This window comes from Collinsella aerofaciens (genome assembly GCF_902501475.1).
GTDB classification, from domain to species: Bacteria; Actinomycetota; Coriobacteriia; order Coriobacteriales; family Coriobacteriaceae; genus Collinsella; species Collinsella aerofaciens_AL.
Genome location: NZ_CABWIF010000043.1, coordinates 15,285 through 39,927 on the forward strand (window position 1 = coordinate 15,285; position 24,643 = coordinate 39,927).

A 24,643-nucleotide genomic window follows, 5' to 3' on the forward strand; every position below is an offset into this window, starting at 1 on the left:
CGCTATGTCGAGGCCTCTAGCCCGTTACGTAATACCAAACGACGTTGTCACCATTGGAGAGAACGTAGTTACTGCAGGCCGTCATGGGCGTTGTGCCGTTGACGGAGTACATCCAGCCGCTCGTGCCGCCGTACTGTTTCTCGGCCAAACCACCAATCGCAGAAACATACGTGCCGTACGATGAGCCGTGTGCGTTGACAGAAAGGCCCAGCGCGCACAGGGCATCGTAAACGGTGGCGCCTTCGTTAAAGGTAAAGGTGCCGCCAGAGGACACGGGATTGCCCACAGCGCTCGATGTGACCGAAACCGTCACCGTAACGTAGTTGGACTCCTGTGAGCCGCTTTGGCTGCCCGAGGAGGCGTTTCCACCATTAGGGGATGAGGCTCCATCAGACGACTGGCCACCGCCCGAAGAAGCACCGCCAGACGCATTGGAAGTATCACCGGCTCCCGTATTTTGGGCAGCGGATTTATCGCCAGACCTCTTGCTGTCCTGGCCATCGGACTTCTTGCTATCCGAGCTTTTGTCCGATTCCTTGTGCGAAGACTCGGAATCATCCTTGGCGTCGTTCGAGCCCTTGGACTCATCTTTTGCAGCATCCGAAGATTTGGAATCCTTGGAACTGGCCTCGCCCGAAGCGGTAGACGAGCCAGACGCCTTGGTGTCCTTGGCGACGACGCTCTCCCCCGTCACGGTCTGAATGATCCAGTCGATGGACCAGGCACCGCTTGTGGAAGGATGGACGAAACCCAGCGAGACGACGATCAGAATGGTGCACGCGGCAGCAAGAACGCCAAGGAGCGCCTTGCGACGAGAGGCGGACGCCGCCGAAGCGGCGCCCTGTTGCTTTGCATCGTCGAACTGAATGAACGAGGAATCCGGTTGCTTGGGGTCAGCGTCCTTGGATTTATTGGACACAGCCCTCACCTACCGACGTTTGGTGAACACGAACACGCCGACGATGGCGAGACCGATGACGCCGGCGGCAACGCCAACAATGGCGAGCGGGTTGGTGCCAGTCTCCTGCTCGGAAGCACTAGAGGACTTCTTAGCAGTGGTCGTGGAAGCAGCACCCGTATCGGACTTCTTGTCGGACTTGTTGTCCTTCTTGTCAGACTTCTTCTCATCCTTCTTGTCGGACTTGTTTTCCTTGGTCTCGGCCTTGGTCGACACCGTCGTCTTGGTCGTCGGCTTATGACCCGGGGCGACAGCGCCGCCCTTCGAGCCGGAGCCGGAACCCGTGCCAGTGCCAGCGCCAGTGCCGGAACCAGTACCGGTACCAGAACCGCCGCCGCCATTCGAACCTGCGCCGCCATTACCGCCAGGGTTAACGGCATTCTTGGTCCACTTGGCATACAGCGTCAGATCGGCCGTCACCGGCGTGGCGAAGTCATACGCCCGCGTGCAGGCTTCATCGGTATACCAACCGCCGAAAGTGTAGCCATCGCGCGTCGGATCGGCCGGCTTGACCAGCTTGCCATCGGCCGTGGCAACAAACTTAGTGTCGCAAGCAGACCCGCCGTTGGAATTAAAGGCAACCGTCCAAGACTCAACGGCCCCAAGCTTGAACAGCGAGCCCGAGTCATTGATGTAGTACAGGTTGCCAGATGCATCGGCAATGACCGGAGAGTCACAGTACTGGTAATGGCCAGCCGCATCATAAATCTGCGTCGCCTCTGCATCGCCGAGCGTATAGCGATACACCCCACCACCAGCAGAGTAGCTGACGTAGTCCTTGCTATCCGCGCTATTAACGGTGAAGTACACATAGGTCTTGCCGCCCTGAACACTCACCAGCGGAGTAGCAGCAATACCGTTAAATCCGGCCGGTAGCTCTTTACCGTCAGCAGCGGTGACCATCGTGGTCTTACCAGTCTTCAGATTATAGAGAACCAGAGCAGATCCAGTAGCCGTCTGCCCACCGACAATCAAGTTGTCGCCAGACATCGCCGGGGCGCTCATGTTATTCGTAAGACCCAGGTCGACCGTCTTCTGCTCGCTCAGCACGCCCTTCGCCGAAAGCGAAATCACATGGAGCTTTCCGTCGTGCGTCATCTGATAGAAGGTCGAGCCATTGGACGGATCGGCGACGCAGTCAGCGTTCGCAAGGGTGCCGAGCTTCATGGTCGAAACGACATCGCCCGTTGCCTTATCAATGCACTTAAGCGTACCTGCGCTCGTGGGGACGATGGCGTACTTATCCGTCAGGGCAGCGCCAGTCCAATAATAGCCCTCAGCTGCGTCGATGTTCTGCCAAGAGACTTCGCCTGTGGTGATCTTGATGCGCGTAAAGGAACCGTTGACGTATTTCTTCCCATCAGCCGTACCTACATAGACGTACTCGCCGTCCGAAACGACGGTGCAGGAGCTCTGCGTCAAGTCCGTCAAACCAGGCGTCAGCCACTTGCAGATCAGCTTGTCTGCAGTAATCGCCTGGACCGCACCGCCGTTGAGCGGAACGATGATAAGGCCGTTGGTATAGATCGGACGGGAGGTATAGCTCACCTTGGAGGCAAGCGGCGCAGAGGCAACCTTTTTGCCCGTGGACGAATCGATCTTAATGAGCTCGTTCTCGGTCGCGATGTACACAAAGCCGTTGGCGATGACAGGTTCGCTGCAGTTGGCATACTGCTGACCAGACTCGGCCTTCCAATCGAAGGCCCACTTAAGACCGGAAGCCTGCGCAGGCGTCTTGGCATCCGTTACGGTCGAACCGTTGCCACTGTTGCCGTAGCCGGCCCACTCGGCATCCCAATCAGGAGTCGTCGCGCTCGGATCCACGACAATCTTGTCGGGATCGGGCATGGGCGAATTATCGGTGGTATAGGCAAGCGTGACCTTATCGCCGCTCTTGAGCGTAATCTGATTGGCGCAGAGTAAGGAGGGCTCTCCGTTGATATACAGATGCCAATATTTATTGGTCGCAGCATCCCAACCATACGGCTTGTGATCGAACGGCGAAGTAATGGAATTCAGGAACCAGTACTCACCACTCTGGGAGCCGTTGTACGCAACGCCCTTGGCCTTCAGAACTGCCTCAATAAGGTTCTGGGCCGTGGAGCCTTCGGGCAGAGAAACATTGCTTGCCGTGCCCCAACGCGTATTGTTCCCGTTGACATCGGGACCGATAACATCGGCGGATCCAAGCACCTGACCGGGGAGGGCATCGGCGTCAGCACCATACATAAAGGTGACGGCGTCACCCTCCCGGAGCTTGTAGGCACCGGCGCCAACGTCGGCGAACTTGCCATTTACGTAGAAGCGCCAATAGCTCTTGGTCGCAGCATCCCAGCCATAGGACTTACCATCAAACGGCGAAGTAATGCCGTTGAGGAACCAGCCCCAAGACGATTCGCCAGCATCGAGAGTAAGGCCGGTCTGCTCAAGGAGATCCTTGGCAGTAGAGCCTGCCTTGAGACTCGTCTGGCCCGTCGAAGCCCAAATCTGCTGCTTGCCGTCCTTGTCCTTACCAAGCACCTGAACGGAAGCATGAACGGAATCAGAGGGCAGCTGGTCGCCCCAGCCACCGTAGAACCACGTGACGGTATCGCCAACATGGATGGTGACATTGTCCGCCGTATAGTCACTCGACTTGCCGTTGATGAACAGCTGCCAATAGGTCGAATAATCTTGGGGCGTACCCAGTTCAACACCGTTGTACTTAAGGCTCAGAATGAAGGAGCCCGCAGCAACGGCGTCGATGCCATTCGCCTCAAGCGCGACCTTCGTAAGGTCAAGTGCGCTCGAGCCGGACGTCACCACATACTGCGCGTTATCGACCCAGGTCTGAGTCTTGCCCTGGGCATCGCGACCAATGACGGTCACATTTGCGGCAACCTGGTCCTTAACGACAGGGGACGAGCTACCAGCCGTATAGGCAAACTCAATCTTCTGCCCCTGGGTGAGCTTGACGCTGCTCGCGCCAACCGAGGAAGACGCGCCGTCGACGAACAGCTGCCAGTAGGCATAGGTCGTCGGATCGTAGGCAAGCGTGCGGCCATCGCTCGGGGATGTGATGCTTTCGAGGTAGAAACCGTATGCCGTGTTCGGATCGTACTTCGCCTTGAAGCCCGTCTTCTCCTGCAGCTTAATGAAGGCATCCGCAGCCGTCGCGCCCTCGTCGAGCTTGAGCTGCGTAGGTGCCACCCAGGTCTGAGCCTTGCCGTCAGCATCGGTGCCGATAATCGAGAACGAGACCTCGACCTGCTTCTTGGCAACATCGCCGGTTTCTGTCGGGCTCTCTGTCTGAACGGCAGCCGCGGCGGCAGATCCCACTTGGCCAGCGGATGCCGTCGAAGACTGCTCGCTCGTGGCAGGGCTCTCCCCCGTCGCCGAGCCTTCGTCGCCAGTTGCTGCCTCTGTTGTGGCTGCACTAGCTGCAGGCGCGCCCTCGGAATCCGAAACCTCGGCGCCGCTCTGCTCAGCGGTACCGCCCGCAAGCGCTGCGTCCTCGCCCGGCGTCGCAGTCTGAGCCACAGCCTCGGCAATGCCCTCGGCGCCCTCGGCCCACAGCTGAGCCGGTGTGGTGCCAAAGGCCATCGCGAAGGCCAGGAATGCCACCAGGCCGCGCTTGGCTACGCCGCGCGCAATTGCGCCACGGCGATGCGAGACGCGCTGGCGCTCGTCCTCAAACATATCCATTTGTCTCCTACTGTCTGCACTTGGAGCGTTGCCTTGAGACTGCCCCACGTCATCGCGCATGTTGCGCTCGAGTTCCCCCATCGGGGTCCCCCTTCCCTCCAGAGCCCTATGCACACCGGCGGCAAAAGCCGCAGCCGCATGCAAGACGGGAGGCGATCCGACTTAACCTTAACGACTCGGGCACGTCGTCCGATCTGCGACGCGAGCATCCCGAGCCAAGAGGAATTACGGTTACTGGTACAGCTGGGGACTTGCACCCCGATTCTCCCAAATGCGCAGGATAACCGCGCATTCGTGCGTCTCCGCACCACCATCTAGGCCATCGATTATTACCGTCAAAATGGTATCACGCAAAAGGGCCTCGCACGCAGGCGAAGCCCAAGGTAAAAGCTATTGTTTGCGATAGGAAAATGCGGTGACGGTCGCAGCCTCTAGTGCTTGCCGCCGTGACTGTTGAGCCAGATATTGCGGCCCAGCATAAGCGCCAGCACCAGCGCGCTCACGTAGCCCATAAAGCCAATGACTGGGATACCAAACACAACCGGCTCGATGCGCGCGTAGTACACCACCGACGAACCGATAAACAGACCGGCGATAACGATAGCCATCGACATGCGGTCGATAATCCCACCTAGCTGTCGCAGCGCCTTATCGCTGCTCATGATCTGCGTGTTCACCTTAAGCTGGCCGCGCGTGAGCATGCGCGAAGCCAAGCCCAGATACTCGGCTGCCTCAAGCGAGCCTTTTGCCGCGCGATAGCTGCTCGCGGCAAGATCGCGTCCCATATCACGCGCGCGCGCATAGGCGCTCTTCTCGTTTTTGATGTGCGTCTGGATAATCTGGATCATGTTGACGTTGGGCATATACTCGGTCAGCAGACCCTCGAGCGTCACCATGCCGCGCGCGAACATCGTTACCACGCTCGGCAGCTCAACATCATTCTTACGCGCGAGGTTTAACAACGAGGTCAAAAACTCGCCGATATCAAGATCCTTCAGGTCAAGGCCCGCAAAGTCGGCGACGATAAAGTCCAAATCGGACAAAAAGGCCGAATGGTCAAGCTCGGCCGAGTCGCCACGCGTTACGGCGAAGCGCATGAGCGAATCCTTGAGCTTGGGCACGTCACCCTCGGCCACGGCGAAAATCATATCCTTGACGATACCGCGATCGTGACTCGACATACGCCCGACCATGCCCAAGTCGATAAAGTAAACGATGCCGTCCTTGAGAATGATGTTTCCCGCATGCGGGTCGGCATGGAAAAAGCCGTCATCAAGCACCTGCGACGAGTAGTCCTCGACAATCGCGGCACCGATCTTTTCCAAGTCATAGCCCTCGGCCACCAAGCGTTCAGGATCGGCGATCGAAATGCCGTCGACGTAGTCCATAACCACCACGTGTTCGGTGCACAGGTCCAGATAGGATTTAGGGCACGTCACGCCATGAACGCTCTTATGGAACTCGTAGAAGTCGTTGAGGTTTTTGGCCTCGGCCAAAAAGTTGGTCTCCTCGCGAAACGAGGTCCACAGCTCCTCGACCACGCCGTGCAGGTCAACGAATTGATCGGTGTTGACGAACTTGGAAACGATACGCACCACCGAGCGGATGATATCGATGTCCTGCGCCATAACCTGCTGCGCACCGGGGCGCTGCACCTTGACGGCCACATCCTCGCCCGTCACCAGACGAGCGCGGTGCACCTGCGCGAGCGATGCGCTACCAAGCGGATTGGGATCGATCGCATCGAACATCTCCCCCAGGCGCAGGCCGTATTCTTCCTCCAGACAGCGAAGCACTACCTCGTACGGCACCGGCTCCACGTCGGAGCGCAGACGACGCAGCTCGTCGCAAAAGCGTTGCGGCAGAATCTCGGACCGGTTGGCCAGAATCTGCCCCATCTTGACGAACATGGGGCCGAGTTCCTCGAGCAGGCGGCGCAAACGAACCGGCGTGAGGTTATCCCACACGCGGTACTTTTTGACCAGGCGAACAATCTGCCCAATGCGTTCGCGACGACCCGCCGGCGTGAGCTGGTATTCCTCGTCCGGTGCCATCGCGTCGGGCTCCTCGGGCACCATATCGACAGCGCGTGGCTTCTTGCGAGCGCCCGAGACGGCAGCGTCGACCTCATCGACAACCGCCGCCTCGTTACCCAGAGGATCTAGATTGTTGTAATCGGTGGTGGAATCTGCCATCTGCGCTGCTACTCGGCCTCTTCGGTATCCTTCGCATCGTCGGCCTCAACAGACTCGACGGGCACCGAGGTCACGTTGTCCTCGACCGAATCGACGATGTCGCGCACATGAGCCAGGAAGGCCGTGCGCTCGGGCGCGGTCATAACGCGGACGCGAGCCAGAATGAGCTCGTCGAGCACGCGTTGGGCCGCGGTCTCGCCCTGCATGCCCAGACGCTCGGTCAGGTCGGAGATGGTGCCGCCGGCCTGCTCGAACATGTCGGACACGCTACGGGCGATATCGGGGGTGCCGGCGTCCTTGCGAACCTGCTCGCCCTTGGTATTAAGGTCGTCGAGGACCTTCTTGCCGCCTTCGACAGCAACGGCGGCAGCGCCAAAGCCCACGTTAATGGCGCCGTTAACAAGCTGATCGAGTTTCATAACCATGGTTGTCTCCAATCACAAACAACTGCATTGGCGTTCTTGTACCCAAGATTGAGCGAAAGCGACAAAGCGTTTTAGCACTATTCGATCGACGAGAAATCCCTACCTCACGTTGTCGTTCATCGCGAAAGAGTTCTTCATGGCGCAGCTCGTGGTGAAGAGCACCTTGCCCAGCAGGGCATCGGTCTCCACGCGAACACGCTCGGCAAAGGCCTCGTTGGCGCGTGCAAGCTCGGAAGGCACCTCGGCCTCGGGCAGAGCGGCTACGGCAGCGTCGACGTCATGGATCTGCTTGTGACCCATGCCACCGACCTTCTCCTGATAGTCCTCCACAGCGCGGCCGCACTCATGGAAACGGACGTCGGCCAGGGCGCCGATCAGGCGGTTGGCCCAGTAGAAGTTTTCGGACGTTACGCGAGCCTGCGTGTCGGCATAGTACTCGGGCATGGTCTCGACGTTGGCGTACAGCGGAACCAGCGCGTTAAACGAGTTGGAGCCAAACGCCATCCACTGCACGGCGCGATAGGCCGGCTGCGCATAGGGGCGCAGCTGCAGCACGGCGAGCTGGCTGTTGCGGTTGATGCCGATGGGGCGATAGGCGCCGCGCGTGGCGGGCGCGCCCTTGCTGCCGTAGCAGTCGTACTCCGTACCCTGGTAGTGGCTCGAGAGTACGTACTTGATGTCCTCGATGGTCACCTTACGCTCGGGCACGCGGCTCCAGGGGATATCGTCGCTCTCGGGCGTGTAGTCGGCGTCGGGGCCATCCCACACGTCACTGGGGTTGAGGCAGCGCTGCATGTACCAGGCGCGCGGCGTGTTGTAGACGTGGTCGCTGTCGCTGTGCGAGCCAAAGGCCTCGCGCGGGTTAAAGACCGCGGCGGGACCGTCGCCCTTAACACCCAGCGTCAGGTCCAGATGCCACTCGGCCATCCAGGAGCGCAGGTCGGCGGAACACATGTGGTCGGCCTGGGCGCCCTCGGCGTCATCCAGGTCAAAGCTGTCGATACCCAGTTGGTTGGGCATGGTCACATAGGCGTCATCGGGCACACGCTTGGCAATCCAGTGGTGGCCGCCGATGGTCTCGAGCCACCAGATCTCGTCCACATCACTAAAGGCGATGCCGTTGTTCTCGTAGGTGCCGTAGCGCTCGAGCAGGTCGCCCAGGATACGAACGCCGTCGCGAGCGGACTTGGCGTACGGCAGGACCAGGGTCACCATATCCTCCTCGCCCAGGCCACCAGGCTGCGCCGGCACATAGCCGTCCTCACCCTCGTTGCCCTTGGCAGGCACGTAGTCCACAAGCGGGTCGGCACCGCGGACGCGCTCGTTGGTGGTGAGCGTCTCGGTTGCGGACATGCCCACATTGAGCTCGTTGAAACCGGCCTCGGCCCAGATGCCGTGGCCCGGAACAACATCGGGGACGCTCGTGTAGCGCATGGGGTTATCGGGCAGTTCAACGGTCAGGTGGCTCAGGACGCTCGTGTAGACACGCGGCTGCTCGTCGGGATGCACTACGCGCATGCGCTTGGGCTCAAATACCCCGTTGGACGAGTCCTCGTTACGCGCGACCAGGGTCGACCCGTCGTAGCTTGCGTTTTTACCGACCAGAATCGTTGTGCACGGCATGCGCATCCTCCTTGAGCGAAGAAATCAAACGGCAACAGTGTATCGCTTCGACGCAAAAAGGGCGAAACCACGGCCTCGGCAGCCCCCGTGGTCAAAAAATGCCAAATATGAGTACTGTCACAAATTTAGTGGCAGCAAATTGCACTGTTCCGGGCGCCGGGAATCCTCACCTGTCCAAAAACTGAGTCTAGTAATTCCCCATACGTCCAATAAAATTGGCTCTTTAACGATATTACTTATCGCTAAAGAGCCAAAATGATCTCAAACATATGTGACTAACTTGGCAACAGTACTCATATTTGGCATTTTTTGACCACGGGGTATCTAACCAACCCCCTAAACAGCCTCCAAACGCCTATTTTACCGCGCGCTCAGCCGCCTCGATCACGTGCTTGGCGAGAATTGCTGTCGTCACGGCACCCACGCCACCCGGCACGGGGGTGATTGCGCCAACAACCGGCTCCGCGGCATCAAAATCGACGTCGCCGACCAGCTTGCCAGCGGCTTCGTCCCAATTAATGCCAACATCGATAATCGCCTGGTCCTCGCGGACCGCATCTGCGCCAATCGTGCGCGCGCGTCCAACGGCGGCAACCACAATGTCGGCAGCACAGCACTCGGCGGCAAGATCGCGCGTATGCGTATGGCACGTCGTCACGGTTGCGTTGCGCGCCGTAAGCATGGCGGCAACGGGGCGGCCAATTACCAGTGAGCGTCCGACCACGGCAACTTTGGCGCCGTCCAGCTCAACACCGTAATGATCCAGCAAAGCAAGCACGGCTTCGGCTGTGCAGGGGGCAAAACCCTCGCCGCGTCCCGAAAGCGTGGTGAGCAGCGAAGCCGGCGTCATGGAGTCAACGTCCTTGGCGGGATCGAGCGCTGCGGCGACGGCGTTCTCGTCAAGGCCGGCGGGCAGCGGGCGGAACATCAGACAGCCATGAACAGCCAAGTCGGCATTAATGCCCTCGATAGCCGCCAGCAGCTCGTCCTGCGAGACGTCGGCAGGAAGCAAAACGCGACGAGCCTCGATGCCAACCTTTTCGCAGCGTTTAAGAGCGCCACGCTCATAGGACAGGTCGTCCTCGCGCTCGCCCACACGAACAATGGCCAGCGTCGGCACAACGCCGCGTTCGCGCAAAGCAACGCAGCGAGCAACGAGCTCCTCGGTCAAAGCGCGAGCAACGGGAGCACCCTTCAGCAGTTCAGCCATGGCTATCCTCTCTTCCTCGCAGCGTCGGAGGCGCGGCGCGCCAGCGCATCGGCGCGCGGCAACCATGTGTCGAGCAACTCATCACACGCCGTCTCGAGCTCCTCAGCACGAGCGCGATCTTTCATAGACGTGGTGTTCGCAAAGAGCGTCAAGCTCGCGCCCTGCATAGCGGCACGGCAGAACACGGCGCCGCACGCCACATCGGACAGCAGCTGACGCGAACCCTTGTCGGCCATGTCCTCGAGCAGCGCCAGCGCACGCCCGCAGGCATCCATAATGCGATACGGCGGCAGAGCGGCCACATGCAGCGCATCCTGAATCGCGGTTGCTCGAGCCGGATCGTCACGCGGAATACCGTACGCCGTGGACACCTGCCCGTAGGCACGAACGTCCTCGGCAACCAACTCGACAAGCTCCTGGGACAGCTCATCAGCCTGGGCAAACGCACGCGTCAGGTCATCCGCACGATCAGCAAGCGCGGGATTGGTCGCACCGTAGCGGGCAACCATTCCGCACAGCGAGGCGCCCAGCGCGCCCACAAAAGCGCTCGCGCTGCCACCACCGGGAACCGGCTCGCGCGCGGCCAGCGCCTCGGCAAACCCGCGGCAGGTCTTGTCCATCATCTCTTGGCTCATACGCATGCACCTTCAAGTCATATACATCGGTCGGGCGGCAACCACCGACCGACCGCATCGATCACATAATGGTGCATAGTCTAGCCCATAAGTACATAAGCGTCAGCGCACCTGGTCATCGCGGATTTCTATGACGAACGATAGGCGTCGGCACCGCAAACATGGGAAACATGGCCCGCCTTTCGGGACTTCCGGACGTCACAAACTGGGGCATATCTATAAACAAGGAACCTGTTGGGGCAACGCCCGCGTACACGCGCCCCTTTAAAACAACGGACACCTCACCCCGGGGAGAGCCGACAGCACCGGCCCTCCCCTCTTTTGGACCCGTGCATATTGCCACTTAACGGCGCAAATCCGGCCCTCAGAATGGGACACATGGCCCACCCGAGCGAGCCGTCCACGCGTACAGTAAAGGCAGGTAATCCATGGGCGGTTACAGATCGAGGAGGACACAACCATGAAAAAGAAGGCCTTTGCGATTCTCACCCTCTGCATAAGCCTCTTTGCCGCATTTGCCCTGGTGGGCTGCGATGGCAGCGGCGGCGCTACCGGAAGTGGCGGTGGAGCAGAAAAGCCAGCCGTGGATATGAGGACCGACTTCATTTGGTTTAAGGTCGAGGTCCCCGAGGGCGTCGAGATCACCGACGTCGCAGGCGACACCGCCGACAGGGCCCAGTTTAAGTTCACCGAGAGCGAGCACGCCAGCGATCGCTTCATCCCCGTCTTCGACTCTGACAAGAACGCCGATGAACTGTTCGACTACGAGGCCAAATGGAAGGCCAACTCTGGATGGACCGAGAGCGATCCCGTTAAGTACAACGGCAAGACCTGGCGCAGTGCCTACTTCACGCACTCGGGCGGCGTGACGACCGAATACTTCACCGACGTTGACGGGGGCAGTGTGTATGTGCGTATCGACAACGTCGAGGAGCACAAGGACGCCGTCGAGACCATGATGAAGTCTCTGGAATTTGCCGGCGACATCGCCGAGGCCAAGACCGAGGCCATGGACGTCAAGCTCGACGATATCGAGATCAAGCGCTAAGCGACTGGCGAGCGCAACGGAAAACACGGTCGCAGTGCAAACAAGCGACGGTACCCCAGCGCTTCGTACCCAGGGAGGGCCGGTAAACCGACCCTCCCTTTCTTATGCCGGTAGCCGACGAACGCGAGGATGCCGGACGTCGGAACCGCCCCAAATGTGGCAACAGTACGAAAACGACAAACGCCCCAACACGTCCGCCCGCCGATTTATTGTGCCGCGCAGGCAATTAAACCAGCATCTATAAACATCTGAGCAGTATAGTGACCAAAACTATCGCATAACCGCACTCTACGAATGGAGAAGTTATGACCGAACACCACGCCATCAGCCGCCGAGCATTTACGTTGGGCCTTGGACTCGCGGCGTTGTCGCCACTTGCAAGCCTGCCCGAAACCGCGGCATTGGGCATTGGCCCACGAGCGGCATTTGCAGACGACGCTGCCACAGCGTCGGTCAGCCTCGACAATTTCGTCATTCGCCTTCGCCCCGCGGGCTATTTTCGCACCGCGAGCGTCAACCAAGACGGCAACGTTCGCGGCAACGTCTGCCACCTGTTTAACGACGGCACGTCCAGCAAGCTCATCCTTGAGAACGTAACGACCAAGAATGACGATACAAACTGGTATGCTATCCGCACCTTGCTCAATTTCGAAGAGCATAAAAAGACGGGCTACAGCATTTGGTCGGTCGACGACGACTCTGACAAAGATGGAAAGGTCATCCACGTATGGGGCGGCGAGTATGACAACAAGCCCAGCCGCGCTTTTGCGTTCGAGCGTCAATCAAACGGAACCTATATCATCCGAGACCGCACGGTCGAGAAAGAAACCGAGAAAAAAGACATTAAGTACCTGGCAATAGAATCGAACGGCGAAGACCAGGACAACAATAAGATCTGCCATAAGAGTAAGAGCATTCCGTGGGAGCTCGAACTTATCGGTTACGACATGAAAAAGAACGATGCCACGGTTAGCAGCCTCGACTGGATCACGTACAGCAGCTACGTCGACGGACCATGTTGGATGAAATACGTCGACGACAACAAGTTCCTCGACGAGCTGAGCATCCCGGGTACGCACGATTCGGGCACCTGCAGCGTGGACAACGACACTGAGCCCCAATCCTCGCAAGTAAAATGCCAGCAGGATTACATTCCAGCGCAGTTGCTCGAAGGCATTCGCTATTTTGATATCCGGCTCGGAAAGGGCGATGACCCCGGCATCGACCACGGGATTTTCTACCTACTCAAAAAAGACGGGAACTATCTGCATCTCTCCGATGTCATCGGGTACTTCAAAACGTTTTTGAACGAAAACCCGTCAGAAGCGCTCATCATGCTCGCATCGCGCGGCAACGATGAGGCTACCGACGAAAGCATAACGACGGCCTTCGCCAAGGTTATGGCCGATAACCCCAACCTGTTCTACACGTCGAGCCACGTCCCCACGCTGGGCGAGGTGCGCGGAAAGATCGTCCTGCTGCGTCGATTTGGGCTCGCCGGCAACAGCGTAAGCGGCCACACGTGGGGCCTCGACCTCACCCAATGGGATGACAAAATCAAGGCGCATTCCGGGCAGTCGATGTGTCTCGTCCAAGACGCGCGGGGATTTGAAGCCATAGGGGAAACGGGCAATGAAGAGCCCTATTGCACCAAGGTATATGCCCAGGACAAGTACAAACTCACGGGAACCGACAAGCTCAGTTGGGTCGATAATGCGCTGAAGGAAACGACCGGGCGCACGCGCAACAAGGTGGACGTCGTGGACGATGCCGGGGCCACGGTGCAAGTCCAGGAGCGTTGCTGGTCTATCAACTACACCAGCTGCACGGGCTTGTCGCATGGAGGCAATCCTTTTACCTCGGCACGAGTAGTCAATGAGCATCTGTATAAGAGCCCGTACATCAACCCCCAGCGGCAACGAGAAAACAAAGTCAGATTACCTCAAGCACATTGGCATCATCGCATCCGACTTTGTTGATGCGGCGCTGGCCCGGAGCATCTATCAGCGCAATTACGATACGGAGCACAAGCAGGCGGCTTCGTACTATCTCCCGTACTATCTCCCGACCCGCATGCGCATGACGTACGGCGACTCGCTGAGCGATGCCTCATTCCAGGATGGCAAGACCGTTGGCGAGGGTCATTTCCGCCTTGCCGACAGCAGCAACGCGCTCAACGCGACAGCTTCGGGGCGTGAATTTGCCATCGAATACGTTGATGTCGACGCCCTAGGTAACGAAACCGCTACGGAGTTGCGGGGATCCGTGCCCATCGATATCGATCCGCGCGTGCTGACGCCCCATTTTGAGGGACTCGAAGGCCTTAAGGCCGGCGAAGACGTGCGCGCCAAGATTGCGGCATCACTCGAGGGCAAGCTCGAAACCGATGCCTGCACGGCCCAGCTCGAGTTTGTGCACGACGCGAACGGCGCTCCGGGCACAGCAATGGCCGAGGGCGAAACATTTGCCGCAGGAACGTACTGGGTGCGCGTGAACGGTCTCTTGGGCGACGCGGCGCAGAACTACACGCTCGCCAGCGACGGAGCCGCAAGCTTTACCGTAGCGGCCTCGGACAGTGCAGGCGGCGCCGGCACCGGCAGCGGCACGGGCTCCAACGCAGGCAGCGCTGATAAGAATGGTAAGGGCAACAAGGGCAAGGGCTCGGGCGGAAAACTCGCCGACACGGGCGACGGCTCCGGCATTGCCGCCGGGCTCGCCGCTGCCGCCATGGCGACAACGGTCGCCGGTGCAGCAATGCTTGCCAGTGACCGCGAAGGCAGCGAAGGCGCCAGCGAATAGGCAAGCCGGCCTTTTAGACACATCGACTCAATCGGGGGCGCAGAACACCGTTCTGTGCCCCCGATTTTTACCTTGGCCCGAACGCCGCTATCGGCTACATCACCATGTTCAGCGCGTTCACAAATTCCTGGGCCTTCGCACGGCTACTCAGGCTAAAGACGCAAGCAGTCAACAGACGATTGCGCAGAAAAACATCGCGGCCTTTGATTCTATTGACGCCCGTAATGTCCTTAAGATAGACAATCTCGGTGTGCTTGCCGCCGAAAGTGCCCTTCTTGAGCACCTCAATACGGTTGGGGTAGATCTTAACGTCTTTAAACCTACCCGAACCCTTGTCCTGAAACAGCAAGGTGTTGTTATCCATGCGTGTCACTCCCGCGGGGTTCGCTAAAACTGCCTCTATGGCCACATTTTAGTCACCGCAAGGCTCCCATGCGAAGGTGCCAGACAGCAAAGCAATTCGTGTCCGCGCGAGGCTTTAAACTAAATGCGATAAAGATGCATTCCACAAGAGGAAAGTGGGGCGACAGTGATGGGCGAACTGGTAAACCGTGGAGAATCGGCAATCGTGCCCGAAGGTTTTTACAAGCAGGTCTCCTCGATTCTCAACGCCGCTCGCGACAAGGCCTATACCGCCGTTAACTTTGCGATGGTTGAGGCGTATTGGGAGATCGGCAAGAGCATTGTTGATGAGCAGGGCGGAGAGGAGCGCGCAGCATATGGGGAGGCATTGATTGCAGGCCTCTCCAGAAGGCTTACCGCGGATTTCGGAAGAGGCTTTGGCATCGCTAACCTTCGCAATATGCGTCAGTTCTTTCTTGCGTTTCCAATTCGCGACGCACTGCGTAGCGAATTGAGCTGGACTCATTACCGCAGGTTGATGCGCATTCCCGACCCTGATGCTCGCGCCTGGTACATGAACGAATGCGCCGATTCTCGTTGGAGCACGCGTCAGCTCGAGCGCCAGATCAACACCATGTTCCGCGAGCGCCTACTTGCCAGCAAGGACAAAGAGGCCGTCACCCAGGAAATCCAAAAGAGCGCCCCGGCTCGTCGCCCCGAGGATATCATCCGCGACCCATATGTACTGGAGTTTTTGGGTTTCTCGGACGATACTGCGTTTCGCGAGAGCGATCTAGAGCAGGCGCTCATCACGCATCTTCAGAAGTTCCTGCTGGAGCTTGGCCGTGGCTTCGCTTTCGAGGCGCGCCAAAAGCGCATCACCTTTGATGGGCGCCATTTCTATATTGACCTTGTTTTTTACAATTATCTGATGCGCTGCTTCGTGCTCATCGACCTTAAGACCGATGACCTTACGCATCAGGACCTGGGCCAGATGCAAATGTATGTGAACTACTACACGCGTGAGCTCATGAACGAAGGCGACAATCCGCCCATAGGCATCGTGCTCTGCGCGGACAAAAGCGATTCGATCGTCGAGTACACGCTGCCCGAAGACAACGACCAAGTGTTTGCCGCCAAATACCTGCCATATCTTCCAAGCAAGGAAGAGCTGGCGCGCGAGCTGAGTGCCGAGTACCGCGCCATCAACGAAGCGACTAATGGCGAAACGCAAGGGTAGCAGCACATTGCGACCGAAACCACCGCAGCCGTCGCAGGCGCACTCGCGGTTGCGACGCACGCTACGAAACAATACCGGTCATGGACGCCGGCAACGACATTCCAACCGTGGCTGGCGAGCGTGACCTGACAGGCAAAGACGCGGCCTTCGTCTGATGTGGATCCATTGGTTGCCACAGAAAAGGGCCGGTTGCAGCCGGCCCTTTAGACGATAGCACCTGCGTTGTCCGCGCTTCCAAAGTTGACCGACTGAGGAGCGGGTTCCGCGGCACACCTTGATTTTATCCGGTGGGGCGGCTCTTTTGCAGCCGCCCCACTGTTTATTTACATCTGGCACCCTCAAACAATCAGACGGCAGCCCGCACTCCTGAGAGCTGCCCCGCACCCCCGGCCATCACCTTACGGCAACAACCGGCACTACTCCCCTACTTCCCAAATAGCGCACCCAGCAGACCGCGGCGTTTGGGCTTTTCTTCTCGGTATGAACCCTCGGCAACCGCTGCAACCTGGCGCGGTTGCTCGCCGCCTCCACGGCGCACGATCTGGTACAGGAACGGCGATTTAACGTATTTGACCTCGACGGGCGTGGCGTGCACGGTGCTCTCACCGGACAGATGCAGACTCGGGCTGAGCGGCGCCACAATATGCGTCTCGCGCTTGTCGCTAAACACCACCGCGGCCGCGCGGCCCGTCTGGCCGTTTACGGCGATGCGCACCTGCTCGCCGTCGCGGCTATCCGTTGCCGGACGGTCGATAAAGTACACCGGCACCATAACTAGGCCGTCCTTGTGCTTGCGGGCCTTGCGCGCCCAGGTGCGGATGCTCTTTTTATTGAGCCCCAGTACAGCCTCGGCGTCGTTGCCCGCAACGTCGAGCGCCAGCTTATCAATGACCACCTGGTCCTTGGTAGACGCATCGACGGAGACGACGCGAAAGTCGCCTTCCTGCATGGCGGGATCGAACGGACCGACCTTGGCAAAGTCCCACGGCTCCAAAATGCCCAGGAGGCGAACGTCCAGGTAGTTTGCCCTGGGATACGCCCAGTCGAGCACCTCGTAGTACACCAGGGTCTCCTTGCTCAGGCCCTTGACCGGGAAGGACGCCATCATGCGCAGGTCCGCCAGCGCCATGGGGAAATAGAAGAGCATCATGTCGTTTTGGATCGCATCTTCCACGTCGTGCCCGGCAAAGGCTTCCGCATGCTGGCGCACCAGCTGCAGTGCGTTGGCACGTGCCTGCTGCGGCGAGATTTCGCAGGGAATGCCCTGCTCCGGCACATACTCTGCACCCACGCCCATGGTCAGACGCTTGCTGAAGGTACCGGGCTTGAGCAGGTCGGCAATGCCGATCTTGTTGCCGCAGGACGGGCACTCAAACACACGCTGCGTTGACTCGCCCTCAAAGGACGCTCCGCAGAAGGGGCAAGGAATGCTCACATGCGTAGCCTCTTGGAACTCTTGCGCCGTGCCGCGATCCTCCCACAGCAGATGTTCCAGGACCGACTGATTGCGCCAGTGCGAATTGAAGAAATACCAGTCCGGGTCCTCCGGGCGCTCGAGTTGCGACACATGCGTGAGCTTGAGCAGTCCATCCACCACCGTCAACGGCGTATGGCGAATGCCCAAAGCGCTCTTGGGCTCTCCGGCGTCCGCCTGCCACGGAATGACCGCACCGCAATAAGCGCACTCAAAGCTGCGCTTAGCTTGGTGTGTGTACATAGGGCCGCCGCAGTTTTGACATTTAATGGCAAACATCTCGTCCATGGAAACGTCCTCCTTTGCACAGGGGCTGTCGGCATTAAGTATGTCGATCAAACAGGCACATGCCCATACCCATGTGGCCCAAAATGGACCACCCAGGCAGACGAGAAGGCTCGCTCGTTAGCACCGGCAGACTATTGCTGCATTTTCTGAGCATCGGTGCACGGCGCCCCCGCGCGAGCTACACTATCCCCTTAAACATGATTGTGAGGACGACCGCTATGCTATTTGTAAATCGGCTGGTACATACGCTTGTTCCCGGCAGCGAGGACGAGCCGGTCGATGCATCTTGCCGCACCAACGCGGGTTTTACCGCAAGCCTCATCTGCATTGGACTCAACATCACCCTGTGCCTGGCCAAGGGCATCGCGGGCCTGCTCGCCGGCTCCGTCTCCCTCATCGCCGACGCTTTCAACAACCTCTCCGATGCCTCGAGCAACATCGTGAGCCTGCTCGGGTTCCGCCTTGCCAGCCGCCCGGCAGACGAAGGCCACCCCTATGGTCACGGCCGCTATGAGTACCTAGCCGGCCTGTTCGTCGCCGTCCTGGTTTGCGCCGTCGGCATCAACCTGATCCTCGAGTCGGTCACCAAGATCATCAAGCCTTCCCCCACCGCTTACACGTTCATTTCCCTTGCGGCACTGGCTACGTCCATGCTCGTAAAGCTCTGGATGGCCGCGTTCAACCGCACGCTGGGTAACCGCGTCGATTCCGAAACGCTCATCGCCACGGCGCAGGACTCCAAAAACGACGTCATCACCTCGGGCTCGGTCTTGGTGGCGGCGCTTATTTCGCAGACGACCGGCTTTGACCTCGATGGCTGGGCAGGCCTGGGTGTGGGCATCTTCATCTGCATCAGCGGCATGGGCCTAGTGCGCGACGCCATCAGCCCATTGCTGGGGCAAGCGCCCGACCCCAAGCTCGTCCAGGCAATCCGCGATAAGATCATGTCCTATCCGCAGGTCTTGGGCACACACGACCTGATGGTGCACGACTACGGCCCCGGTCGTCAGTTTGCCAGCGCCCACGTGGAGATGCCCGGCGAGGGCGACGCATTTGAGCACCACGAGATTTTGGACACCATCGAGCACGACATCAAGCGCCAAATGGGCATCGATATCACGCTGCACTGCGACCCCATCGCCACCACCAGCGACGACCTGCGCAGCTGGGTCAAGCGCGGCGTCATGCAGATCGATCCCGCGCTCTCCATCCACGACCTGCACGAGCACGACGGGTTCGTTTCGTTTGACCTGGTGCGTCCCGACGGCTTTGACATATCCGACGAGGAGCTGCTGGAGCTCGTCACGCGCATCGTGCACGAGCGCCGACCCGATGCCTCATGCGTCGTCACGTTTGATTCGGGCTTTAGCTCGCCCGAGCGTCCGGCCGAGCAGTTGTAGCCTGCTTAACAGCTAGTTTCCCTGCGCGCCCGAGATGCCGTTTTGCAGGGCGTTCCAGGCATCCGTCGCCAAGCCGCCCAAGTTCTGCGCGGTATCGCCCAGGTTTTGTGCCGTGTCGCCCAGCTCTTGCGCCTTGTCTCCCAACTCCTGCGCCTTGTTGCTCAAGTCCTCCAGCGTATTGGAACTCGAGCTGTCCGCGCCGCCCTGGTCGCCGGACGCGTTGCCCGACGAGCCGTCCTTGTGCGTGAGCTGAATTTCGAGGTTGCCGCTGTCGTTATAGTAGGCAGAAGTAACGACCCAGTTGGCATCGACGACGGGCGTTGAGCCATCATCAGTCAGGACCACGGCATTCGAAAGATCGGCGCCGCGCGACTTGAGAAGCTTCTTGGCGTTGGACCAATACTGCCCCGGGATATCGCTCAGATCGACGGTGCTAGACGAGGCGGACTCGGTTTGCTCGGCAGCGGTATCGGCCGTTGAGCTCCCCCGCTTGTTGAGCATGCCCGACACGATGGCAAACACAACCGACAGCGCAAAGAAAATCGCCAGCACGATGAGGATCTTCTTGATCACGCTCGACGAACGCGACGGCCTCTTCTCCTCGTCTTCGCTATATTGCGGAATCGACTTGGGGTACTCGCGATACGGGTCGCGCGACTCGTAGCGAGGCTGCGCCGTGCGAGGCATATACGTCGTCTGCTGAGGCTGCGGAATGGGATTCTGCGGCAGGTTGTCATAGGGATTCGGCGTCGAGGCAGCATAAGAATCCTGCGGCGTGTAATCAAACGGATCCGGAGCTGCGTTGCCATAGGGGCCTTGCGAAGATGCAGCGTAAGAATCCTGCGCCGTATCGCCATAGCCCATAACCCGGGTGGGCTCGGCAGAAGGCTGCGTCGCGGCGGGGTCGGCATAACCGGGGTTGGGAACAACGCGGGTCGCATCGGCGCTATCGCCAGCCTGCGCGGAACCGTAGCCGCCCATCACGGTTGTCTTGTCCTGATCCATGCAACGATTCCTTTCCGTCGCGCGTGAGCCTCAAGTTATCCATGCATTCTACCCGCGCAAAAGCCTATGATGGGCAGAGTCCGTCGGTATCTACAAGACATGCGCGGGCCTAAGGATCAAAAAGCCCCGCCGGGCCTTGTGGGCACGGCGGGGCGGACAAGCAGCTATGGACAGCAGACTTAGAACAGGCCGGTGATGTTGCCGTCGTTGTCGACGTCGATGTTCTCGGCCGCGGGCACCTTGGGCAGACCCGGCATGGTTAGAACGCTGCCGGTCAGCGCGACCACAAAGTGGGCACCGGCGGAAACCTTGAGCTCACGCACGGTGATGCGGAAGTTCTCGGGAGCGCCCAGGGCCTTGGCGTTGTCGCTAAAGCTGTACTGCGTCTTGGCGACGCACACCGGCAGGTTGCCAAAGCCGTTCTCGCGCAGCTCGGCGAGCTGGCGCTTGGCGGCCGGCGTAAAGTCAACGCCGTCGGCGCGGTAGACCTTGGTGGCAACGGCCTCGAGGGCATCAGCGACATCAGCGCCGTCCTCATAGGCAAACTTGAGCTCGCTCGGCTGCTCAATCAGACGCATGACCTCATCGGCCAGCTCGAGCGCGCCCTCGCCGCCCTTGGCCCAGACCTCGGAAAGCTTAACGTTGACGCCGAGCTTCTGGCACTCGGACTCGATGAGTGCAAGCTCAGCCTCGGTGTCCGTCGGGAAGCGGTTGATGGCGACCACGCAGGGCAGACCATAAACGTTCTGGATGTTGTCGACATGACGCAGCAAGTTGGGCATGCCAGCCTTGAGTGCCTCGAGGTTCTCCTCGTTGAGGTCGGCCTTGGCGACGCCACCGTTGTACTTAAGCGCACGAGCGGTCGCGACGACCACGACGGCGCTGGGGCGAACGCCCGTCATGCGGCACTTGATGTCGAGGAACTTCTCGGCACCCAGATCGGCACCGAAGCCGGCCTCGGTAATGGCAACATCGCCAAAGCGCATCGCCATACGCGTAGCCATAATAGAGTTGCAGCCGTGGGCAATGTTGGCGAAGGGACCGCCGTGGACAAACGCGGGCGTGCCCTCGAGCGTTTGCACCAGGTTGGGCTTAAGCGCGTCCTTAAGCAACGCGGCCATGGCACCCTGGGCCTTGAGGTCGCGGGCACGGACGGGCTCGCCGGCAAAGCTATAGCCGACGACAATCTCACCCAAGCGTTCCTTGAGGTCGTTGATGCTCGTAGACAGGCACAGGATTGCCATGACCTCGGAGGCAACGGTGATGTCGAAGCCGTCCTCGCGCGGCACACCTTGGGCCTTACCGCCAATGCCATCGATAACATGGCGCAGCTGACGGTCGTTCATGTCGACGACGCGCTTCCAGGTGATGCGCTTAACGTCAATACCGAGCTGATTGCCCTGCTGGATGTGGTTATCGAGCATGGCGGCCAGCAGGTTGTTGGCAGCACCGATGGCATGGAAGTCGCCGGTAAAGTGCAGGTTGATGTCCTCCATGGGAATGACCTGGGCCCAACCGCCGCCAGCGGCACCGCCCTTGACGCCAAAGACGGGACCGAGCGAAGGCTCACGCAGGGCCACGGCGCTCTTGATACCGCGACGACGCAGGCCATCGGCCAGACCGATGGTCGTGGTGGTCTTGCCCTCGCCCGCGGGCGTTGGGTTGATAGCGGTCACGAGGACGAGCTTGGCCTGGTGATCAGTCGGCTCGTTGAGCAGTGAATAGTCGACCTTAGCCTTGTCGAAGCCGTACGGAATAAGGTGCTTAACGTCGACGCCGGCGTTCTTGGCCACCTCGGTAATAGGCAGTGGCGTGACAGAACGTGCGATTTCGATGTCAGTAGGCATGGGCGGTCCTTTCGTTACCGAATGAGAAAAAGACCAATTCAGCATAGCACGGGCGCGCAATAGTAAAACGCCCATAACCGATGAACGGCGATATGTTTACCCGATGCCCAGCGATAGTCCAACAGCCCGCCAAAACAAAGCGCCCTAAACGGTAGGTTCAATCCCCAGGTGCTCAAAGGTGCGAAGGGTTGCCTGACGGCCCTGCGGCGTACGAATCATCAACCCGCACTGCAGCAAATAGGGCTCATAGACATCCTCGAGCGTGCCCGGGTCCTCGCCCACCGCACTGGCAAGGGTCGTCAGGCCTACAGCACGGCCGGAGAACGTCTTGGCAAGCGTCTCCAAGATACGAATATCCATCCAGTCCAGACCGAGCTCGTCGATCTCGAAGAACTCGAGCGCCTGGCGGCAGATATCGAGCTCGATAGGGCCGCTGCCACGCACCTGTGCGTAATCGCGCACGCGCTTGAGAAGGCGGTTGGCAAGACGTGGCGTGCCGCGCGAACGCGAGCCGATCTCGAGTGCACTGGGATGGTCGATCGTCACGCCCAGGATAGTCGCCGAGCGCGTCACAATCTGCGCGAGCTCCTCGACCGTGTAGTAATCCAGGCGATACGAAATGCCAAAGCGGTCGCGCAACGGGCCGGTCAACATGCCTGAGCGGGTCGTTGCCGCTACCAGCGTAAACTTGGGAATATCCAGGCGAATCGAGCGCGCCGCCGGACCCTTGCCAATCACGATATCGAGGGCAAAGTCCTCCATCGCGGGGTACAGGACCTCCTCGACCGAACGGTTGAGGCGGTGGATCTCGTCGATAAACAGCACATCACCCGGCTGCAAGTTAGTAAGGATGGCCGCCAGGTCGCCCGTGCGCGCGATGGCAGGGCCACTCGTGGTCTTGATCTGAGCGCCCAGCTCGTTGGCGATAACGGTGGCCAGCGTGGTCTTGCCCAGGCCCGGAGGACCCGAGAAAATCACGTGGTCGAGCGTCTCGCCACGGCTCTGCGCCGCTTCGATCAGCACTCGAAGGCTCTGCTTGATATGTTCCTGACCGCAGTAGTCGTCCAGGCGCTGAGGGCGCAGGGTACGGTCGACATCGAGGTCTTCGGGCGTTAGCTCCGAGCCCACCATGCGCTCGCCGTGCGCCATGGATGCCGCCGGCGAGTTGCCGGGCGTCGCCCACAGGTCCTGAGAGTCATCGGCTTCCCACATCACGCATCCATTCCGAGTCGCTTAAGCGCCGCGCCGAGCAGGTCCTCGACACGCATATTCTGCCCATCATACCCGCTCAGGGCAACATCGGTCTCCTGCGGGCTAAAGCCCATGGAAAGGAGTGCCGCACGGGCATCATCGATCGCCGAGGGAGCGGCAGCGGGCACGGGCATCGCAACCTGGCCGGGAATCACATCGACCGGCACAAAGCCCTTGTCCTTGGCAAAGGTGCTCTTGAGCTCCAGGATCAGACGCTGAGCTGTCTTTTTGCCCACACCGGGCACCTTGGCCATGCCCTTGTCGTCCTCGGCCATCACCAGCGAATACAATTGCCCCACGGTATAGGTGGAAAGCACGGCGAGCGCCAAGCGCGGGCCAACGCCCGAGACGGACACGAGCCGATCGAACATCGTGCGCTCATCCTTAGAGGAAAAACCGAAAAGTGTCATGGCGTCCTCGCGCACCTGCATACGCGTGTAGAGGCGGACCTCGCCGCTGGGCGTCGGCAACGTGGCCGCAGTGCTGCCCGAGATGCCGAGCTCAAAGCCAACGCCCGACACATCGACGACAGCAGAGCTCATCGTGGCCTCGACAAGCGTTCCGTGGAGCTGGGAAATCATCAGTATCCGGTTCCTCTCTGTTGATAGAACTCGCCACCGGTGAGGGCGCGGGTGCGGCTGAGGTTTACATGGCAGATGGCGCAGGCCAGGGCATCGGCGGCATGGTCGGGATGCGGGTCGTGATCGAGCTGTGTGAGCGTGCGTACCATGTAGGCAACCTGCCGCTTGTCCGCGGCGCCGGTGCCCACCACAGCCTGTTTGATCTGCATGGGCGTGTACTCGCCAATCTCGAGCGCGCATTCCGAAAGCGCGACGAGTGCAGCACCGCGGGCATGCGCCGTAGGAATTGCCGAGCGAACGTTAGCACCAAAGTAAATGCTCTCGATAGCAGCGGTATCGGGTCGATAACGCTCCACGACACCCTTGAGGTCGCGGGCGATATGCGACAGGCGCACCGCGAGCGGACTTCCGGCACTGGTCTCGATGCAGCCATAGGCACGGCAGCGAACCTCGCCACGCCGCTCCTCGATAATCCCCCAACCCGTATGAGCCAAACCGGGGTCAATGCCCAAGATAACCAAGCCGACCTTCCCTCGTCACCAGCACAGCACAAGGCAAGGCCCCGCGCATCATTCACGAACGTCTGTTCTAGAATAACACAACGGGGCCGAGATGCTTAGTTGAAGTATCGGGGCTGG

At 59.8% G+C, this 24,643-nt stretch carries 19 protein-coding genes; 5 read left to right on the forward strand and 14 right to left on the reverse strand.

Going from position 1 to position 24,643, the window contains the following annotated elements; genetic code table 11:
• Positions 1–16: 16 nt before the first annotated feature.
• The 7 genes from GDJ93_RS07280 to GDJ93_RS07310 all read right to left on the reverse strand — a co-directional run bounded on the left by GDJ93_RS07280 (position 17) and on the right by GDJ93_RS07310 (position 10,730).
• A complete protein-coding gene (locus GDJ93_RS07280; protein ID WP_226812533.1) occupies positions 17–919 on the reverse strand; it encodes a DUF4430 domain-containing protein in 903 nt (300 codons plus the stop codon).
• Between the two features lie 9 nt (positions 920–928).
• On the reverse strand, positions 929–4,642 hold the full coding sequence (locus GDJ93_RS07285; protein WP_193221487.1) for a DUF4430 domain-containing protein: 3,714 nt from the start codon (positions 4,640–4,642) through the stop codon (positions 929–931).
• Positions 4,643–5,073: 431 nt separating this feature from the next.
• Positions 5,074–6,837 (reverse strand): ABC1 kinase family protein, encoded by a 1,764-nt coding sequence (locus GDJ93_RS07290; protein WP_152068290.1) that lies wholly within the window; start codon positions 6,835–6,837, stop codon positions 5,074–5,076.
• 8 nt (positions 6,838–6,845) lie between these two features.
• On the reverse strand, positions 6,846–7,262 hold the full coding sequence (locus GDJ93_RS07295; protein WP_006235392.1) for a hypothetical protein: 417 nt from the start codon (positions 7,260–7,262) through the stop codon (positions 6,846–6,848).
• Between the two features lie 99 nt (positions 7,263–7,361).
• Positions 7,362–8,885 carry a C69 family dipeptidase gene (locus GDJ93_RS07300; RefSeq protein WP_152068291.1) on the reverse strand — a complete coding sequence of 508 codons (1,524 nt, stop codon included), beginning with the start codon at positions 8,883–8,885 and terminating at the stop codon, positions 7,362–7,364.
• Positions 8,886–9,240: 355 nt separating this feature from the next.
• Positions 9,241–10,095, reverse strand: a complete 855-nt coding sequence (locus tag GDJ93_RS07305) for a bifunctional 5,10-methylenetetrahydrofolate dehydrogenase/5,10-methenyltetrahydrofolate cyclohydrolase (protein ID WP_152068292.1) — start codon at positions 10,093–10,095, stop codon at positions 9,241–9,243.
• Between the two features lie 2 nt (positions 10,096–10,097).
• Positions 10,098–10,730 carry a cyclodeaminase/cyclohydrolase family protein gene (locus tag GDJ93_RS07310; RefSeq protein ID WP_193221488.1) on the reverse strand — a complete coding sequence of 211 codons (633 nt, stop codon included), beginning with the start codon at positions 10,728–10,730 and terminating at the stop codon, positions 10,098–10,100.
• 460 nt (positions 10,731–11,190) lie between these two features.
• Between GDJ93_RS07310 and GDJ93_RS07315 the strand changes: the two genes are divergently transcribed.
• The 3 genes from GDJ93_RS07315 to GDJ93_RS07325 all read left to right on the forward strand — a co-directional run bounded on the left by GDJ93_RS07315 (position 11,191) and on the right by GDJ93_RS07325 (position 14,577).
• Positions 11,191–11,778 (forward strand): hypothetical protein, encoded by a 588-nt coding sequence (locus tag GDJ93_RS07315; RefSeq protein WP_152068294.1) that lies wholly within the window; start codon positions 11,191–11,193, stop codon positions 11,776–11,778.
• 305 nt (positions 11,779–12,083) lie between these two features.
• A complete protein-coding gene (locus GDJ93_RS07320; protein WP_152068295.1) occupies positions 12,084–13,757 on the forward strand; it encodes a phosphatidylinositol-specific phospholipase C domain-containing protein in 1,674 nt (557 codons plus the stop codon).
• Positions 13,654–14,577 carry a hypothetical protein gene (locus GDJ93_RS07325; RefSeq protein ID WP_152068296.1) on the forward strand — a complete coding sequence of 308 codons (924 nt, stop codon included), beginning with the start codon at positions 13,654–13,656 and terminating at the stop codon, positions 14,575–14,577. The genes GDJ93_RS07320 and GDJ93_RS07325 overlap by 104 nt, the downstream gene beginning before the upstream one ends.
• Positions 14,578–14,671: 94 nt before the next feature.
• Here GDJ93_RS07325 and GDJ93_RS07330 read toward each other — a convergent pair whose 3' ends face one another.
• Complete coding sequence (locus GDJ93_RS07330) at positions 14,672–14,941, reverse strand: hypothetical protein (protein WP_022095134.1); 270 nt, start codon at positions 14,939–14,941, stop codon at positions 14,672–14,674.
• A gap of 168 nt (positions 14,942–15,109) precedes the next feature.
• On the opposite strand from GDJ93_RS07330, the gene GDJ93_RS07335 reads away from it, so the two are divergent.
• The gene (locus GDJ93_RS07335) at positions 15,110–16,159 is read left to right on the forward strand and encodes a PDDEXK nuclease domain-containing protein (protein ID WP_226812534.1); all 1,050 of its coding nucleotides are present in this window, start codon (positions 15,110–15,112) and stop codon (positions 16,157–16,159) included.
• Positions 16,160–16,583: 424 nt separating this feature from the next.
• On the opposite strand, the gene GDJ93_RS07340 is transcribed toward GDJ93_RS07335, so the two are convergent.
• Positions 16,584–17,921 carry a TFIIB-type zinc ribbon-containing protein gene (locus GDJ93_RS07340; RefSeq protein WP_152068297.1) on the reverse strand — a complete coding sequence of 446 codons (1,338 nt, stop codon included), beginning with the start codon at positions 17,919–17,921 and terminating at the stop codon, positions 16,584–16,586.
• Between the two features lie 218 nt (positions 17,922–18,139).
• Here GDJ93_RS07340 and GDJ93_RS07345 point away from each other — a divergent pair, with 218 nt between their 5' ends.
• On the forward strand, positions 18,140–19,321 hold the full coding sequence (locus tag GDJ93_RS07345) for a cation diffusion facilitator family transporter (protein WP_152068298.1): 1,182 nt from the start codon (positions 18,140–18,142) through the stop codon (positions 19,319–19,321).
• A gap of 12 nt (positions 19,322–19,333) precedes the next feature.
• Here GDJ93_RS07345 and GDJ93_RS07350 read toward each other — a convergent pair whose 3' ends face one another.
• The 5 genes from GDJ93_RS07350 to ruvC all read right to left on the reverse strand — a co-directional run bounded on the left by GDJ93_RS07350 (position 19,334) and on the right by ruvC (position 24,526).
• Entirely contained in the window at positions 19,334–20,326 is a 993-nt protein-coding gene (locus GDJ93_RS07350; RefSeq protein WP_152068299.1) for a hypothetical protein, read from the reverse strand.
• Positions 20,327–20,505: 179 nt separating this feature from the next.
• Positions 20,506–22,173, reverse strand: a complete 1,668-nt coding sequence (locus GDJ93_RS07355; protein ID WP_152068300.1) for a formate--tetrahydrofolate ligase — start codon at positions 22,171–22,173, stop codon at positions 20,506–20,508.
• Positions 22,174–22,317: 144 nt separating this feature from the next.
• A complete protein-coding gene (gene ruvB / locus GDJ93_RS07360; protein WP_118273173.1) occupies positions 22,318–23,385 on the reverse strand; it encodes a Holliday junction branch migration DNA helicase RuvB in 1,068 nt (355 codons plus the stop codon).
• On the reverse strand, positions 23,385–24,005 hold the full coding sequence (gene ruvA / locus GDJ93_RS07365) for a Holliday junction branch migration protein RuvA (protein ID WP_152068301.1): 621 nt from the start codon (positions 24,003–24,005) through the stop codon (positions 23,385–23,387). Before ruvA ends, ruvB begins: the two co-directional genes overlap by 1 nt.
• Positions 24,005–24,526, reverse strand: coding sequence for a crossover junction endodeoxyribonuclease RuvC (ruvC, locus tag GDJ93_RS07370; protein WP_035137351.1), 522 nt, complete (start codon positions 24,524–24,526; stop codon positions 24,005–24,007). Before ruvC ends, ruvA begins: the two co-directional genes overlap by 1 nt.
• Positions 24,527–24,643 lie beyond the last annotated feature (117 nt).

What these genes read in the sequence shown, in the direction of transcription:
- GDJ93_RS07285 (WP_193221487.1), bottom strand. Translation starts at nt 4,642, where the DNA reads ATGGATATGTTTGAGGACGAGCGCCAGCGCGTCTCGCATCGCCGTGGC.
- GDJ93_RS07290 (WP_152068290.1), bottom strand. Translation starts at nt 6,837, where the DNA reads ATGGCAGATTCCACCACCGATTACAACAATCTAGATCCTCTGGGTAAC.
- GDJ93_RS07295 (WP_006235392.1), bottom strand. Translation starts at nt 7,262, where the DNA reads ATGGTTATGAAACTCGATCAGCTTGTTAACGGCGCCATTAACGTGGGC.
- GDJ93_RS07300 (WP_152068291.1), bottom strand. Translation starts at nt 8,885, where the DNA reads ATGCCGTGCACAACGATTCTGGTCGGTAAAAACGCAAGCTACGACGGG.
- GDJ93_RS07305 (WP_152068292.1), bottom strand. Translation starts at nt 10,095, where the DNA reads ATGGCTGAACTGCTGAAGGGTGCTCCCGTTGCTCGCGCTTTGACCGAG.
- GDJ93_RS07310 (WP_193221488.1), bottom strand. Translation starts at nt 10,730, where the DNA reads ATGAGCCAAGAGATGATGGACAAGACCTGCCGCGGGTTTGCCGAGGCG.
- GDJ93_RS07315 (WP_152068294.1), top strand. Translation starts at nt 11,191, where the DNA reads ATGAAAAAGAAGGCCTTTGCGATTCTCACCCTCTGCATAAGCCTCTTT.
- GDJ93_RS07320 (WP_152068295.1), top strand. Translation starts at nt 12,084, where the DNA reads ATGACCGAACACCACGCCATCAGCCGCCGAGCATTTACGTTGGGCCTT.
- GDJ93_RS07325 (WP_152068296.1), top strand. Translation starts at nt 13,654, where the DNA reads ATGAGCATCTGTATAAGAGCCCGTACATCAACCCCCAGCGGCAACGAG.
- GDJ93_RS07330 (WP_022095134.1), bottom strand. Translation starts at nt 14,941, where the DNA reads ATGGATAACAACACCTTGCTGTTTCAGGACAAGGGTTCGGGTAGGTTT.
- GDJ93_RS07335 (WP_226812534.1), top strand. Translation starts at nt 15,110, where the DNA reads ATGGGCGAACTGGTAAACCGTGGAGAATCGGCAATCGTGCCCGAAGGT.
- GDJ93_RS07340 (WP_152068297.1), bottom strand. Translation starts at nt 17,921, where the DNA reads ATGGACGAGATGTTTGCCATTAAATGTCAAAACTGCGGCGGCCCTATG.
- GDJ93_RS07345 (WP_152068298.1), top strand. Translation starts at nt 18,140, where the DNA reads ATGCTATTTGTAAATCGGCTGGTACATACGCTTGTTCCCGGCAGCGAG.
- GDJ93_RS07350 (WP_152068299.1), bottom strand. Translation starts at nt 20,326, where the DNA reads ATGGATCAGGACAAGACAACCGTGATGGGCGGCTACGGTTCCGCGCAG.
- GDJ93_RS07355 (WP_152068300.1), bottom strand. Translation starts at nt 22,173, where the DNA reads ATGCCTACTGACATCGAAATCGCACGTTCTGTCACGCCACTGCCTATT.
- ruvB (WP_118273173.1), bottom strand. Translation starts at nt 23,385, where the DNA reads ATGTGGGAAGCCGATGACTCTCAGGACCTGTGGGCGACGCCCGGCAAC.
- ruvA (WP_152068301.1), bottom strand. Translation starts at nt 24,005, where the DNA reads ATGATTTCCCAGCTCCACGGAACGCTTGTCGAGGCCACGATGAGCTCT.